This window comes from Actinomadura sp. NPDC049382 (assembly GCF_040677125.1).
In the GTDB taxonomy this organism is placed as follows: domain Bacteria; phylum Actinomycetota; class Actinomycetes; order Streptosporangiales; family Streptosporangiaceae; genus Spirillospora; species Spirillospora geliboluensis.
On the sequence record NZ_JBFARO010000017.1, the window covers coordinates 36,477 to 49,094 of the forward strand.

Consider the following 12,618-nt stretch of genomic DNA (forward strand, 5'->3'; position numbering starts at 1 on the left):
CCCGTCAACTTCCGGAGCCGGACGACCTGGAGTACTGACCCGGCTTCCTCAACGAACTGGAGATCTCATGACCACCAACCTGCTGAAGACGATCGCCCCGTACCCGCTCCACGAGTCGGAGGTGACGGCGGACGCGCTGGCCCGGAACCTGACCGTGGTCGCGCAGCTGAACTGGCAGCGGATGCTCGACACCGAGACGGCCGAGGAGACCCGCGCCGCGACGAACCTGATGGTGAACCTGTTCGGGATCGTGAAGCTGCTGAAGGCGCTACAGACCGTCGCACCGGAGACGGCCGAGGAGGTCGCCCGGGACCTGTGGTCGGACTGGGAGGACGGCGGCTCGGTCGGTGAGTGGCTGCACTCGTGGCTGACCGGGTTCGGGATCGACCCGGAGCAGGTGAACGCTGCGGCGACCGACCTGATCCGGGACGCGGCGTGACCACCCGCGACGTGTTCTGCATCCTCGCCACCGGGTCCCGCCACCACACGGACGCGGCCCTCATCGGTGAGAGCTTGTACGAGGTCATCTACGCCACGGACGCGCGGGAGATCCTGATCCGGCACGGTGCCTGCCCCGGCGGCGCCGACCAGCTCGTGCACGACTTCTGCGAGAGCGAAGCGGAATGGTTCGAGCGTGGCGGCCGGCGGCTGGTCGTGGACCCGGTGCCCGCGGACTGGGATCACTGCGGTCTGGACTGCCCGCCTCGTCCGCACCGGCGCCGCAAGCCGCCCGGTGATGTGTTCCACCCTGGGCTCCTCGCGGACTACTGCCCGGGCGCCGGCCCGCGCCGGAACCAGCTCATGACCGCGATGACGCCGCGCCCGGATGTGGCGGTGGGGTTCCCGCTGGGCCGGTCGTACGGCACGGAGAACTGCTTGCGGGTCGCGAAGGCCGCGGGGATTCCGGTGCGCAGGTTCCCGGCCCGCTTCCGCCGGGGCGGTGATGCCGCGTGATCACGGCCCCGGACACTCTGGCGAACAACCTGCGCGCCGCGGCGGCGATCGCCCGGTTCACCCACGGCCCGGCCTGCCCGGACTTCGCGGCGCACCAGCGTGCGGCGGCTCTGCTTGAGCGGGTCGCCGCCGCGGAGGACACCGGTGCCCGGCTGCGGGCGGGGGAGCGGGCCGCGGCTTTGCGGACCGCCGAGATGTACCTCGCGGACCCGGAGCCCGCGGAGGTGTCGGCATGAGCCGCGTCCTGGAAGGGTTCGCCGGCCCTGGCGGGTTCAGCGAGGCCGCCCGCATGCTCGACCTTGGTGAGACGCTTGGGATCGAGCTGAACCGGGACGCGTGCGCGACCGCCACTGCCGCGGGCCATCCCCGTCTGCACGGTGACATCCGGTCGGTGAACCCGTACCAGCATCACGGCGTGACGGGCTGGGTGTCCGGGCCGCCGTGCCCGACCTACGCCGACTCGGGGAAACGCACGGGCCGCGCCGACTTCGACATTGTGCTGGGCGGCGCCCAAACCCTGTTCATGCAGCCCAAGGTCGGTGACGACCCGTACACGGCCACCTATCGGGAGGTGGCGGACGAACGGTCCGCGCTGGTCCTGGAAACCCTCCGCCTCGCCCTGGAGATCGATGGCCTGGAATGGATCGTGGCCGAGCAGGTCCCGGCCGTCGAACGGATCTGGTGGGACTTCGCTGCCTCGCTTGCGACGGAGTACTGGGAGTCCTGCCATGTGGTCACGCTGCGGGCGGACGACTTCGGTCTCCCGACCCGCCGGACCCGCCGGTTCCTGATAGCGGCACGCCAGTACACGCCCGACTTCACCGGCATGCCGATCCGGTCGTGGTGGCGCACCGGCAGGAACCTCGCGATCGAGGAGCCCGCCTCGCAAATGTTGACGCCGTTCCCGCGGGTGTCGATGGCTGCCGCGCTCGGCTGGCCGGCGGGGGTGCGGGTCAACACCCGCGGGGACCGGAAGACCCCTGGCGGTAACGAGTTCTCGGCGGACGCCCCGGCACCGGGCCTGACGTACACGGCCCGGTCGTGGTTCCGAACCGACCTGGGTAAGCCCGGCGGCTACTTGGAGCCGTGGCAGGCCGGGCTCATGCAGGGCTTCCCCCGGGACTACCCGTGGCATGGGTCCCGCACCTCCTGTTTCCAGCAGGCCGCGGACTCTGTGCCGCCGCTGATGGGCGCCGCTGTCCTCGGCGTCGCTGCTGCGGTGCCGTGGCAGGACGCCGTCTGGGGACGCCTCAGCGAGCTGTACGGCGTCGAGCCCGGCGCCCCTGACCAGTTGCGCCCGTGTGACACCGGCCGCGCGCCACGAGAGCAGCTCGACCTGTTCGGGACGGCCGCATGAGCCCCCTTTCTCAGGGCGTGGACGACGCCCACCAACCCCTCGAAGGAGACAAGCACCGATGACAGATCTGAGGAAGGTCGATGTCGGCTCGGACAGGAGCCTCTTCCTGGACGCCGCTCGGATGGCGATCCATTGGCAGCGGGCGAGCGCTGACCTGATCCAGCGTCGTGTCCGGGTCGGGTTCGTTAAGGCTGGACGGCTGCTGGATCTGCTTGAGGACGCAGGCGTGGTCGGTGCCGCTAACGGACGCCCCTACGGCCAACGCGAGGTGCTTGTGCCGCGTGGAGAACGCGACGCCGCCCTCGCGGAGCTCCGAGAGTTGACGAAGGGATCCGCGGATGTCTGACGTGCGAATGCCGATGCCCACGGTCCGTGTGACCCGCTACGAGGTGTCGTGCCTCCCGGCCGACCATCACCACGCCGCGGATTTCACGGTGACGGTGGAGTGCGATGAGCAGGGCCGGTGGATGGTCCGCCGAGGCGCCCAGGTGCTGTCGGTGGAGGGCGTGTGGGCGCCCGAGCCGAGCCCGTTCCAGCGGACGGTGGAGTGGGAGCGGTCGCACCTGTTCACGGAGGAGAAGGCGGTCCGGCTCGCACGGGTGACGGTGCCGAATCTTCGTGCGGGTGACCGGACGGCGGACGCTGTGCTGGCGGGAGCGGACTCGTGAGCCCGCAGGTGATGCCTGGACCGCGGCGTGTGAGAGTCGAGGGGGACCTGTTCCACGGCACGGTCCCCGCCGGCGCCGTATATGTCGGCCGTGCCGCGCCGGGCCTGAAGCAGTCCCAGTACCGGAACCTTCACCGGGTGGGTAAGCCGTGCCGCGCGTGCGGCGGCGCCGTCCACACCCTCCTCGAAGCCCTCGCCCTGTACGAGCGGGACCTGTACGACGACGTGGTCCTGCTGGAGTGGGCGCGGACCGAACTCGCTGGCCGGGACCTGGCGTGCTGGTGCCGTCTCCCGGAGCCGGGTGAACCGGACCTGTGCCACGCCGCGATCCTCCTGCTCGCCGCGAACCGGCCGCCGCGTCAGCCGAGGAACCACGGCACCGGCCCGAAACCGTACGCGTGGCCGGTGCTGTGCAAGCTCTCCGCCACCGACGTCACACCGATCGGAGGACTCCTCTGATGTCGATCTACTCGACGTGGCTCACCATCGACGACAACGACCACGCCACGCACTGCGCCGTGTACGAGCGCATGCCCGCCGGGGACGACTGGCCGGACGGCGCGGTGATGGTCGCCGGTGGCATCTTCTACCGCCGCACCGAGCAGGCATGCACGTGCGGGAACCCGCCCCCGCTCGTCTATCAGGGGTCGCACGTCAACCCGTCCCAGGATGGCCCGCGCGGCGGGGGCGTGGATGTGGCCGCGATCCCGAACCACTGCCACCCGCAGGTGCGCGGCACCCTCACCGACGACGGCCCGCCTGTGGAGTTCGTGCGCCTGTCGGTCGCTGAGGACGAGACCACGTACGGGGGGCCGCAGCCGGGATACGCGCAGGTGGTCCTTGACCGGGCGCAGGTGGAGAGGCTCCGCGACACCTTGACCAACTGGCTCGACACGAGGGAGCGCTGGTGATCTGCACATCCTGCCGGGACAAGGACCATCTCGGCTGCGAGACAGCGGACTGCTGCTGCGGGCACGCGGGTAGCCCGGTGCGCCCGTTGACGGACGCGGAGCGGCAGCAGGTCCGGAACGGAACCCTCACTGCCCGTGTGATGCCCCGTGAGACGACCGAGGAGGAGACCAGTGCGTGACTGCCTGTTCTGTGACCGGACCGTACACGAGATCCTCGGCGAGTCCGCGTCCTGGTGGATCCGCGTCGACGCCTTCCCCGCCACGCCGGGCCACGTCGAGGTGGTCACGAAACGGCACGTCGAGTCCTTCTTCGGCCTGAACGGGGACGAGTCCGCCGAGTTGTACGGGGTGCTCGCCTACGCCCGCAACCTCGTTGAGGCGAAGTACGGCACCCCGGACGCTTGGACGATCGGCATCAACGACGGCAAGGCCGCCGGACGGTCCATCGATCATCTGCACGTGCATCTGATCCCGCGCCACGACGGGGATGTCCCGGACCCGCGTGGGGGGATCCGGCAGTGCGCCCCGAACTGCGACCCCGACTCCTGGATGGAGACCACCCATGCCTGACCCGACCACGCCCACAGAAGGGCGTGAACCGAACGCCTACGAGGCCAACCGCGAGCTGTTCGAGGAACTCGACCGCGAAACCAAGGCCGCGAGCGCCGCCCTGAAGGCCGCGCTTCCCCCGGAGGAGCGCCCGTGACGCCCCGACCCGCACACGGTGACGGCCCCACGGGCCCCAGCGCCCCCACGGGCCGCACAGAGGCTCGCAAGGAGCTCTCTCGCGAGATCGCGGCCGCCTGGCTGGCGGCGGACGACGGCGACCTGGAGGGCTGGTGGGAGCACGCCGGGCGCGCGGCGGACCTGTATGAGGAGATCGCCAAGCGGCGCGCTGAGGAGGCCGAGCGCGCCCTCGCCCAGGCCCGCGACGCCATCGCCACCGAGCGCCGGGGCAGGCTCGCCGCCGAGGCCGCCGTCCGCCGCGTCCGGGCGCTCTGCTGGCGCGGCCCCGGCCCGGCCAACGAGTACCAGATCTGGACCGTGGACGTCCTCGCCGCCCTCGACGCCGAACAGGAAGCCCCCGGCGCGGAACGGGCCGCCCCTATCGACTGGGAAGCCATCGTCAGACAGCGCGAGCGGGAGCTGAAGCAGGTCGGCGAGGCACGCCACCAAGCCGAAGCCGCCGTGCGCCGCGTCAAGCACGTCCTCGCTTGGAAGACCCTCCTCGCCGGACCACAAGCCGAGAAAGCCGTGCGAGTCGCCGACGTGGAAGCCGCCCTCGACGCCGAGCAGCCCAAGGAGACCCCGTGATCGGCACCGGAGACACCACCCGCCACGTCAAGACCATCTGGCGCGGCGACAAGGCATGGCACTGGAAGGCCGTCTTCATCGGCCACGCCCAGCCGTTCGGCCACCGCAACGTCTGGCTCGACCGCCGCCGCTGGCGCTTCCACCTCACGCCGATTACGGCGACGCGCTGGGGAGACCAGTGGGCCGCCGGGCTGTGCCTCGGCAAGCGCTGCATCTACGTCCACGCCCACCGCTGAGGAGCCCCGGTGACCACGCTCCGCGATGCCCTCGACCGGCTCACCGACGACGAGCGCCGCCTCATCCTGCGCAGCCTCGCCACCCGGTACCCCGCCGAGGTAGAGCGGCAGGCCGCGTACGTGCACTCGCGGCGCGTCTGGTACCCCACCCCACCCACGCCGAAGGTGACCCCATGAGCGACCGCCGCCACGCGCTGATCTTCAACGCCATCACTGAGGCCCTAGCCGCCGCCGACCGGTTCGTCCCGCTGTCCGCCCGAGACGGCGCTGCCCGCCGCGTCTGTGAGGCGCTCGGTGCCGACGATGGGATGGGCTGGACGAGGGCCATCTCCGACGACCGTCTGACTGCTCTGCGCCTGTCGTGCGGTCACGCCAAACTCGCGATCCGAAATGCCCCGATCGTTGCCGGGTTGTCTACCCAGTGCCCGGTGTGCGGGCCCGGCGTCACAGTCACCCACGAACTCACAGGAGGCAAGTGATGACCGAAGAACCCGCTGAGCACAGTCTGCTGATGCCGTTCGTGGTGGTCGCTTCCAAGGGTGGCCCGTACGACGACGGCGCCTACACCGCCGGCTACGAGATGGGCCTCCTCGACGCCGCTCTCGCTGCTGGCCCGGCCCGGCATGAGGTGACGATCCACTCAGCGAACGCCACCCAGGCGGATCTGATCGCTATGCATCACGGCTTCGTGTGCCGGTTCGACCCGTCACCGGAGTTCCCGGACTGGACCCACACCACGTTCACCCCGCAACGCGAGGAGTAGCAGTGAGCACCAACTACTACCTCCGCATGTCGGCCTGCGACCGGGCATGCGATCACTGCGCCCGCGAACAGGAGATCCACCTCGGTCAGAACGCAGGCGGATGGCGGTTCCTGCACCGCGCCTACCGCGAATACCAGCCAACCGGTGTCGGCTTCTCCGTCCAGGACCGCGCGTCGTGGCTGCGGCTCCTCACTCTCGGCGAGGTCTACGACGAGTACGGCGCGCGGGTCGACCGAGACGACCTGATCAAACTCACCGAGGACGCGCAAATCCGCCGCCCCCGGGACCAGTACAACGAGTACGACTTCGTAGCCGACGGCTACGACTTCAGCGAGGGGGAGTTCAGTTGAGCGATGCGGTGACGACCGAGAAGACCGTGCGCGCCGAGGCCGCTGACGCCAAGCACGGCATGACCTTGGACGAGTTGGCCGCTTTCGTGCAGGAGGCGATGCGCGCTGAGATCCCCGGCACCACGGTTGTGAAGGTCGTGGCGACGTGGCGGTCGAGCATCAAGCGCGCCGAGGTGAAGGGCTGACCGGGCACTGCCCATCCGGACGGACACATGGGGGGAACCATGAGCATTGACCAGCACATCACGGGGGATGAGGGGCTGCATGACTGCGCTCGGGGGGACCACTGCGCAGCCCGCATCACCGCCGCCGGCTCGGGCGGGGAACGCGTCATCGTCCCCGCGCAGACGTACCGCACTTTCTGCGACCCGTGCCGGGACCGGATCCGGGACTGCCTCGAAGACCTCCCCGCCCGGTACGGGGACCTGAGGGACCGGATCGGCGACAAGGGCCGCACGGACGGGCCCCGCGTGTCCGGCGGCGGACGAACCGCGCCCGTCCCCATCAACCTCGCCGTGGACGCGCTGCTCCGGCAGGTCGAGGAGATCGTCCTGTCGTGGGACGAACGGGTCCGCGCCGTCGCCCGCCTCACCGACCTGACCGCCCCATCCGTCAGCACCGCCGTCACGGCTGCGTCCGGGATGCTCGTCGCGCACGTCGATGTCCTCCTTGGTCTCGACCCGCAGGACATGACCCGCAGCATGGACCTCGCCAGAGCCGAGCACCTCCCCGACGACGCGACCGGGTGGGTGGACCCGGCAGGGGAATGGATCCAGTACTACACCGCCCTGTCGGGCGCGGACGCTGGCCGCGAAATCCTGAACCTCCACCACCGCGCCCTGAAGATCCTCGGACAGACACCCCTCCACCACGACCTCATCGTCACGTGCTGGGCGTGCGGGGAACGCGACCTCCGCCGCCACGACGGCTCGGCTGGCCTCGCCGACCACGTCGAATGTCTCCACTGCCGGGAGCAGTACCTCGGGTCTCGGCTCCGGTCGTTGATGGTGGAGGAGGAGCAGGCGCAGCAGCGGAAGGCGGACAGGGAACGCCGCCGCGCCGACCCGCAGCGCGTGGTCCTGGCCGGCGGCGGCGCGCTCCACGACGGCACGGGAGGACGAGCATGAACGACCCGGACGAGACCCTGTCCGCGATCGACGCGGCGATAGACGGCTGGGTCGGTCGTGACTTCACCGTGAGCAAGGACGCCATGCGCGTCTCACCGGGTCCGCCACCTGACCTTCCCGTACGCGCCACAGTGGACCGGGTCACATGCCACACGATCGACGAGTGGGCAGATCTCTGCCGACGGATCATCGACGCGTGGATGGGCCTCCGCCCGACGGTCAAAGCCATCGGGATACGGCTCAGCGCCAACGTGAGGAGTGCGCATGTCAGCCTTGCGCCGCTGATCTACGGCGAGGACTACCGGCGTCACCGCCGCACCTGCCGGGCCTGCAACCCGGCAGGGAACCCGAAACCCCTCAAGGTCAACGGCCGCGAGTACGCGCGCCGCCGCAAGAACAGGAGAAGCCGTGGCCGATGACATGCCCGACTGGGCGAAGCAACTCCAAGAAGCGGCGGAGCATGCCGCCCGCGAGATCGGAGCCGCCGTTGAGAAGTCCGGGTTCATCCTGACCGCGCAGGCAGCGATGGGGTGGGCGTTCCAAGGCGAGTTCGACAAGGCGCGTGCGGAGATCGAGAAGCTGCCTTCGAACCAGCGGGACATCATCGCTATGGCTGCTCGTGCTCTTGCGCAACTCGCGGAAGAACCCTAAGCCCCGCTACTGCCCAGCCGCCCGCAGAATCTCCCGGGCCGCTTCAGCCCCGTAAACGGGCTGGATCATCCTTGAACGTTTCAGGAACGGGCGACCCGGCCGGTAACCGGCATGGGAGATCAGCGACTGGACGAACCCGAGGTCTTCTGGGTGAAGCCGGAACCTGATCTCCCACCCTTTCTTGTACGTCTCCCAGCCCTCGTCGCGTAGCCGATCCGACCTTGGTCGCCGGACATGCCCGTAGAGGGAGAAGTACAAGCCGAGTGTGAGAACGGCTGACGTGCGAGCGTCCACGCCCGAACGGTATGCCAGCGCCGGAGCCGAGCGAAAGACGTTCCGGGCGTCGTTAACTTGCGAAGCGGCCTGACCTGCGCCAGCATAGGGAGCCTTAACGTGTGTGAATCATGTCTCCGGAGCAGTCAGCTCCCGGGGGCATTGCTGTTTCAGGGGGTGATCGTGCCCCTGGAACGCGGCGTCCGACCGGTCACCTCCAAGCAGGCCGCCGACCGGCTGGAAAGATCCCCCTCCACCATCCGGTACTGGGTCACGCACTACGGCGCCCGCCGCCTCGGCAAGGTCGGCCAGGTCATGTATTACGACTTCGACGACCTGCGAGTGATCGAACGGGAACTTCGCCACGGCCACGACGTCCCATCCACGCCTGAGGAACGCGCAGAGATCGCCGCTGCGTGCCCGCTGTGGCTGCAGGAACGACGGCAGGCAGAGTCAGATCTCGCGGCCTAGCGGCCGCCCCCCTAGACGCACACCCGGGCCCTGCCGCTGGTCACAAGTAGAGGACCCGCCGGTGTGCCCGCGCACCCTCCCTGTGGTGCGCACCCCCGCGCGGTGCTGGAGCCCCCATTTGGACCGCGCAAACCCGTGTCCTGGCCGCCGATCGCTGAGGGGTGTCGCCGGCCAGGACACGGCCACAACATCGGGATGGTGATGGGTGCCCGACGTCGACCTGCTGTTCATCGTCCCGTCCCGTGGACGCCCCCACAACATCGCCGCCCTCCACGACGCATGGGCCGCTACGACTACCGGCGTGTCCGGGCTGCTCGTCGCAGCGGACGACGATGACCCCGCCCTCCCCGGCTACGAGCAGGTGTGCGGCGAGCGTGGGATCGAGTTGACGGTCGGGCCGCGGCTCCGCATGGTCCCCACCCTCAACAAGGTCGCGGTCGAACACGCACCACACCACTTCGCGGTCGGCTTCCTCGGAGACGATCACCGCCCCCGAACCCTCGGGTTCGACGCGCACTACCTCGCGGCGCTCCGCACCCTCGGCACAGGCTGGGTGTACGGCAACGATCTCCTAGCTGGCGAGCGGCTTCCGACGCAGTGGGCGCAGACGTCCGACATCGTCCAGGTGCTCGGCGCGATGGTCCCGGCTCCGGTGAAGCATTTGTGGGCCGACAACCAGGTGTACGACCTTGGTCACGCGGTCAGCCGGATCCGGTATCTCCCGGACGTGGTTGTGGAGCACTGCCACCCGCTTGCCGGGAAGGCCGATGACGACGCCAGGTACCGCGAGGTCAACGCGGCCGACGCGAGTGAGGCGGACCGGCTGGTGTACGCGCACTGGTACGAGCACGACATGCCTGCCGACATCGCGAAGCTCCGCGCGCTGATCGGAGAGGCCGCGTGAAGGTTCTCGTCAGCGGCTCCTCGGGGTTTCTCGGCCGGCACTTCGTTGAGACGCTCGAAGACCGCGGCGACGTCGTCGTCGGGGTCGATATCCGCGACGGCCAGGACGCGCTCGATCTGTTCCGCCGCGACCGCAGCCGGTTCGATGTGGTGATCCACTGCGCTGCAGTCGCCCCGCACCGCGCAGCGATCGACGGCAGGGCGCTCACGGTCGGCGCCGGCGGACTGGAGCTCGACAGCGCGATGTTCCAGTGGGCAGCCCGCACCCGCCCCCGCCCCGGCAGGGTCGTGTACTTCAGCTCGAGCGCCGCGTACCCGATCGAGCTACAGCGGGACTGCGCAAGGCGGTCCCGGCCGCTGCGTGAGGACGACATCGACCTGCATGAGCCGGAGCAGCCGGACGCGATCTACGGGCACGTGAAACTCACCGGTGAGCGGCTTGCCGCCGCGTACCGCGCCCTGGGCGGCGCTGTGACAGTCGTCCGCCCGTTCTCCGGCTACGGGGAGGACCAGTCCGCGTCGTTCCCGTTCGGGGCGTTCAGGGACCGTGCGAGGCGCCGTGAGGACCCGTTCGTGATCTGGGGGACCGGCGAGCAGGTCCGGGACTGGGTCCACGTGGACGATGTCGTCGGTGCGGTCTTGGCCGCGGTAGACGCCGAGCATGACGGGCCGCTGAACATCTCCACCGGGGTCGGCACCTCGATGGCGGAGCTCGCGGCGATGTTCTGCGCCGAGGCTGGCTACGACCCGCGCTTCGAGTACCTGCCGGACCGTCCTGCTGGGGTGGCGTACCGGGTGGGTGACCCGACCCTGCTGCACGAGGTGTACATCCCGCAGGTGAGCTTGGCGGAGGGCATGAAGAGGGCGCTCGCCGCGCCGCCGATCAACATGTGAAACCCTGCCCGATCTGGGACAATAGAGGCGTGAGCAGCCCCTCAGAAATCGTGGCCTTTCTTCGGGCGCGGCTGGACGAAGACGAGCAGGCGGCGCGGGATACGGCCTATTCGCCAGCGGCGGCGATCGAAGACTCTTGGAGCGTACGTCAGCAGGACCGGCGCGACGACATGAGTTGGGCCTTGTACTCACAGGGCAAATACCTGAAGGTCACCGAACTGAACGAGGCGGACGCCCGGCACATCGCACGTCACGACCCGGCGCGGGTGCTGGAGGACGTCAAGTCCAAGCGCAGCATCGTGGACGCCTACGTGAAGTGGTCTGCTCTACCGCAGGCGAAGATCGCGGATCACAAGGACGGGTTCGCGGCGGGTCTCCTCGCTGCGGTGGAGGCTCTCGCTGCTACGTACTCGGACCATCCTGACTACGAGCCGGGGTGGCGACAGTGACGAGCCTCCACGAACTCAACCGGGAAGAGTGGGCGGACAAGCCATACCTGCTCGAACTGCGAGGCGGCAGCGTGGACGGGCAGCGGTTCTGCTCTCGCGACCTTCCCCGGTTCTGGAAAGTGCCCGAACCCGCGATCGTGGACCTCACCACGGACCTGACCCCGTCGACCTACCCGGAGAGCCTCCGGATCGCCCTGTACCGGGAGACTGGTTCGGTCACCGATGATGGTGCCCACATCTACGAGTTCGAACGGCACGAGTGACCTGACGGATCGGGGTGACCCCGTGACCGTCCCGCTGATCGTGTTGACGAACGGCCGCCCCGAATGCGTCACGAAAGCGATCTCCTCTGTCGGGAAGCACCTCCTCGGCGTGGGCGACGGCCTGATTGTGGACGACTCCGGCGACGACGTGTACCGGGCCTGGCTCACCGAGCAGTACGCGGCCCCGGTGATCCCGGTCGGTGACGGCCCGTGCGGCTACTGGCGCGCGATGCAGAAGGTGTGGGACGTCGCCCGCGGCCTCGACACCGACAAGTTCGTGTTCTGGGAAGAGGACTTTGTCCTCACCGCTGACGTGGACCTGGACGACCTTGCCAGCGTCCTCGACTCCCACCCGTACCTGACGCAGATCGCTTTGCTGCGGCAGCCGTGGTTCGCGAACGAGCACGCCCACGGCGGCCTGATCGGGGCGTTGCAGGCGCAGGGCCAGGTCTTCACCGAGTGCACGGATGGGACGCACTGGTGGATCGAGCACCGCGCGTGTTTCACCGGGAACCCGTGCCTGGTCCCGCGCTCCACGTTCGCGCGTGACTGGCCGGAGGGCGACTGGTCCGAGTCCCGCTTCGGGAAGGGCCTGTTCGCGGATGGGCGGGCTCGTGGGGCGTACTGGGGCCGTCTCACGGACCCGCCCCGCGTGGAGCACATCGGCCACCACCGCGTCGGCTCGAACTACTGAAGGCGGACGCGGCATGGCGGAAGTGAACAAGACGATGCCGATCACTATCACGTGCGGTGAATACGAGATAGGCCACGGTGAGGTCGACGTGCCCGTCAACGTGAAGGTCGGTCCGGCGGACGGCGGACCGCTGCCAGTCTCAGCGGATATGAACCTGCCCGGCTTCCAGAGGAACCTCGTCGCGTTCCTGCGAGAGGCAGCGGACACCATTGAGGCCGAGAGCATCGATGAGCCCGCCGCCTCTGCCTGACCTGCCTTTTCAGTGTCAACCCTGAAAAGTCTCCGTTCTCCCGGTCTGTGTTCCGCTCCCGTGGAGTGGGTGGCGCTGGACACAGGCCGGG

The 12,618-nt window shown here is 69.3% G+C and carries 27 protein-coding genes; all 27 read left to right on the top strand.

The genetic code is table 11. The features are described 5' to 3' along the window. The first annotated feature begins 67 nt into the window (after nt 1–67). The 27 genes from AB0K34_RS13635 to AB0K34_RS13765 all read left to right on the top strand — a co-directional run bounded on the left by AB0K34_RS13635 (nt 68) and on the right by AB0K34_RS13765 (nt 12,527). Nucleotides 68–439 carry a hypothetical protein gene (locus tag AB0K34_RS13635; RefSeq protein WP_364548198.1) on the top strand — a complete coding sequence of 124 codons (372 nt, stop codon included), beginning with the start codon at nt 68–70 and terminating at the stop codon, nt 437–439. After that, a complete protein-coding gene (locus AB0K34_RS13640) occupies nt 436–954 on the top strand; it encodes a hypothetical protein (RefSeq protein WP_364548201.1) in 519 nt (172 codons plus the stop codon). Before AB0K34_RS13635 ends, AB0K34_RS13640 begins: the two co-directional genes overlap by 4 nt. Beyond that, a complete protein-coding gene (locus tag AB0K34_RS13645) occupies nt 951–1,190 on the top strand; it encodes a hypothetical protein (RefSeq protein WP_364548203.1) in 240 nt (79 codons plus the stop codon). The genes AB0K34_RS13640 and AB0K34_RS13645 overlap by 4 nt, the downstream gene beginning before the upstream one ends. Beyond that, complete coding sequence (locus AB0K34_RS13650) at nt 1,187–2,311, top strand: hypothetical protein (protein WP_364548206.1); 1,125 nt, start codon at nt 1,187–1,189, stop codon at nt 2,309–2,311. The genes AB0K34_RS13645 and AB0K34_RS13650 overlap by 4 nt, the downstream gene beginning before the upstream one ends. Before the next feature lie 58 nt (nt 2,312–2,369). Further along, nucleotides 2,370–2,657 carry a DNA translocase FtsK gene (locus AB0K34_RS13655; protein WP_364548209.1) on the top strand — a complete coding sequence of 96 codons (288 nt, stop codon included), beginning with the start codon at nt 2,370–2,372 and terminating at the stop codon, nt 2,655–2,657. Beyond that, complete coding sequence (locus AB0K34_RS13660) at nt 2,650–2,979, top strand: hypothetical protein (protein ID WP_364548211.1); 330 nt, start codon at nt 2,650–2,652, stop codon at nt 2,977–2,979. The genes AB0K34_RS13655 and AB0K34_RS13660 overlap by 8 nt, the downstream gene beginning before the upstream one ends. Before the next feature lie 29 nt (nt 2,980–3,008). Continuing rightward, nucleotides 3,009–3,437, top strand: a complete 429-nt coding sequence (locus tag AB0K34_RS13665; protein ID WP_364548214.1) for a DUF4326 domain-containing protein — start codon at nt 3,009–3,011, stop codon at nt 3,435–3,437. After that, nucleotides 3,437–3,889: a hypothetical protein gene (locus tag AB0K34_RS13670; RefSeq protein WP_364548217.1), complete on the top strand. Its 453-nt coding sequence runs from the start codon at nt 3,437–3,439 to the stop codon at nt 3,887–3,889. Before AB0K34_RS13665 ends, AB0K34_RS13670 begins: the two co-directional genes overlap by 1 nt. Nucleotides 3,890–4,060: 171 nt before the next feature. Continuing rightward, nucleotides 4,061–4,459, top strand: a complete 399-nt coding sequence (locus tag AB0K34_RS13675; protein WP_364548220.1) for an HIT domain-containing protein — start codon at nt 4,061–4,063, stop codon at nt 4,457–4,459. Then, nucleotides 4,452–4,595: a hypothetical protein gene (locus AB0K34_RS13680; protein WP_364548223.1), complete on the top strand. Its 144-nt coding sequence runs from the start codon at nt 4,452–4,454 to the stop codon at nt 4,593–4,595. Before AB0K34_RS13675 ends, AB0K34_RS13680 begins: the two co-directional genes overlap by 8 nt. Further along, complete coding sequence (locus tag AB0K34_RS13685) at nt 4,592–5,203, top strand: hypothetical protein (RefSeq protein WP_364548226.1); 612 nt, start codon at nt 4,592–4,594, stop codon at nt 5,201–5,203. Before AB0K34_RS13680 ends, AB0K34_RS13685 begins: the two co-directional genes overlap by 4 nt. Further along, the gene (locus AB0K34_RS13690; RefSeq protein WP_364548228.1) at nt 5,200–5,439 is read left to right on the top strand and encodes a hypothetical protein; all 240 of its coding nucleotides are present in this window, start codon (nt 5,200–5,202) and stop codon (nt 5,437–5,439) included. Before AB0K34_RS13685 ends, AB0K34_RS13690 begins: the two co-directional genes overlap by 4 nt. A gap of 9 nt (nt 5,440–5,448) precedes the next feature. Further along, nucleotides 5,449–5,616: a hypothetical protein gene (locus AB0K34_RS13695; RefSeq protein WP_364548231.1), complete on the top strand. Its 168-nt coding sequence runs from the start codon at nt 5,449–5,451 to the stop codon at nt 5,614–5,616. Then, nucleotides 5,613–5,918 (top strand): hypothetical protein, encoded by a 306-nt coding sequence (locus AB0K34_RS13700; RefSeq protein WP_364548234.1) that lies wholly within the window; start codon nt 5,613–5,615, stop codon nt 5,916–5,918. Before AB0K34_RS13695 ends, AB0K34_RS13700 begins: the two co-directional genes overlap by 4 nt. Beyond that, nucleotides 5,918–6,202, top strand: a complete 285-nt coding sequence (locus AB0K34_RS13705) for a hypothetical protein (RefSeq protein ID WP_364548237.1) — start codon at nt 5,918–5,920, stop codon at nt 6,200–6,202. The genes AB0K34_RS13700 and AB0K34_RS13705 overlap by 1 nt, the downstream gene beginning before the upstream one ends. 2 nt (nt 6,203–6,204) lie before the next feature. Next, a complete protein-coding gene (locus AB0K34_RS13710) occupies nt 6,205–6,552 on the top strand; it encodes a hypothetical protein (protein WP_364548240.1) in 348 nt (115 codons plus the stop codon). After that, nucleotides 6,549–6,737 (top strand): hypothetical protein, encoded by a 189-nt coding sequence (locus tag AB0K34_RS13715; protein WP_364548243.1) that lies wholly within the window; start codon nt 6,549–6,551, stop codon nt 6,735–6,737. Before AB0K34_RS13710 ends, AB0K34_RS13715 begins: the two co-directional genes overlap by 4 nt. Before the next feature lie 39 nt (nt 6,738–6,776). Beyond that, the gene (locus AB0K34_RS13720; RefSeq protein WP_364548246.1) at nt 6,777–7,679 is read left to right on the top strand and encodes a hypothetical protein; all 903 of its coding nucleotides are present in this window, start codon (nt 6,777–6,779) and stop codon (nt 7,677–7,679) included. Then, nucleotides 7,676–8,098 carry a hypothetical protein gene (locus tag AB0K34_RS13725; RefSeq protein ID WP_364548249.1) on the top strand — a complete coding sequence of 141 codons (423 nt, stop codon included), beginning with the start codon at nt 7,676–7,678 and terminating at the stop codon, nt 8,096–8,098. Before AB0K34_RS13720 ends, AB0K34_RS13725 begins: the two co-directional genes overlap by 4 nt. Next, entirely contained in the window at nt 8,088–8,330 is a 243-nt protein-coding gene (locus tag AB0K34_RS13730) for a hypothetical protein (RefSeq protein WP_364548251.1), read from the top strand. Before AB0K34_RS13725 ends, AB0K34_RS13730 begins: the two co-directional genes overlap by 11 nt. A 450-nt stretch (nt 8,331–8,780) precedes the next feature. After that, the gene (locus AB0K34_RS13735; RefSeq protein ID WP_364548254.1) at nt 8,781–9,074 is read left to right on the top strand and encodes a hypothetical protein; all 294 of its coding nucleotides are present in this window, start codon (nt 8,781–8,783) and stop codon (nt 9,072–9,074) included. 205 nt (nt 9,075–9,279) lie between these two features. Further along, complete coding sequence (locus AB0K34_RS13740; RefSeq protein WP_364548257.1) at nt 9,280–9,978, top strand: hypothetical protein; 699 nt, start codon at nt 9,280–9,282, stop codon at nt 9,976–9,978. Continuing rightward, nucleotides 9,975–10,871: an NAD(P)-dependent oxidoreductase gene (locus tag AB0K34_RS13745; RefSeq protein ID WP_364548260.1), complete on the top strand. Its 897-nt coding sequence runs from the start codon at nt 9,975–9,977 to the stop codon at nt 10,869–10,871. The genes AB0K34_RS13740 and AB0K34_RS13745 overlap by 4 nt, the downstream gene beginning before the upstream one ends. Before the next feature lie 29 nt (nt 10,872–10,900). Beyond that, nucleotides 10,901–11,320, top strand: a complete 420-nt coding sequence (locus AB0K34_RS13750; protein WP_364548263.1) for a DUF6221 family protein — start codon at nt 10,901–10,903, stop codon at nt 11,318–11,320. Then, entirely contained in the window at nt 11,317–11,583 is a 267-nt protein-coding gene (locus tag AB0K34_RS13755) for a hypothetical protein (RefSeq protein ID WP_364548266.1), read from the top strand. Before AB0K34_RS13750 ends, AB0K34_RS13755 begins: the two co-directional genes overlap by 4 nt. Before the next feature lie 22 nt (nt 11,584–11,605). Next, nucleotides 11,606–12,277, top strand: a complete 672-nt coding sequence (locus tag AB0K34_RS13760) for a hypothetical protein (RefSeq protein ID WP_364548269.1) — start codon at nt 11,606–11,608, stop codon at nt 12,275–12,277. A 13-nt stretch (nt 12,278–12,290) separates the two neighbouring features. Next, the gene (locus tag AB0K34_RS13765) at nt 12,291–12,527 is read left to right on the top strand and encodes a hypothetical protein (protein WP_364548272.1); all 237 of its coding nucleotides are present in this window, start codon (nt 12,291–12,293) and stop codon (nt 12,525–12,527) included. Nucleotides 12,528–12,618 lie beyond the last annotated feature (91 nt).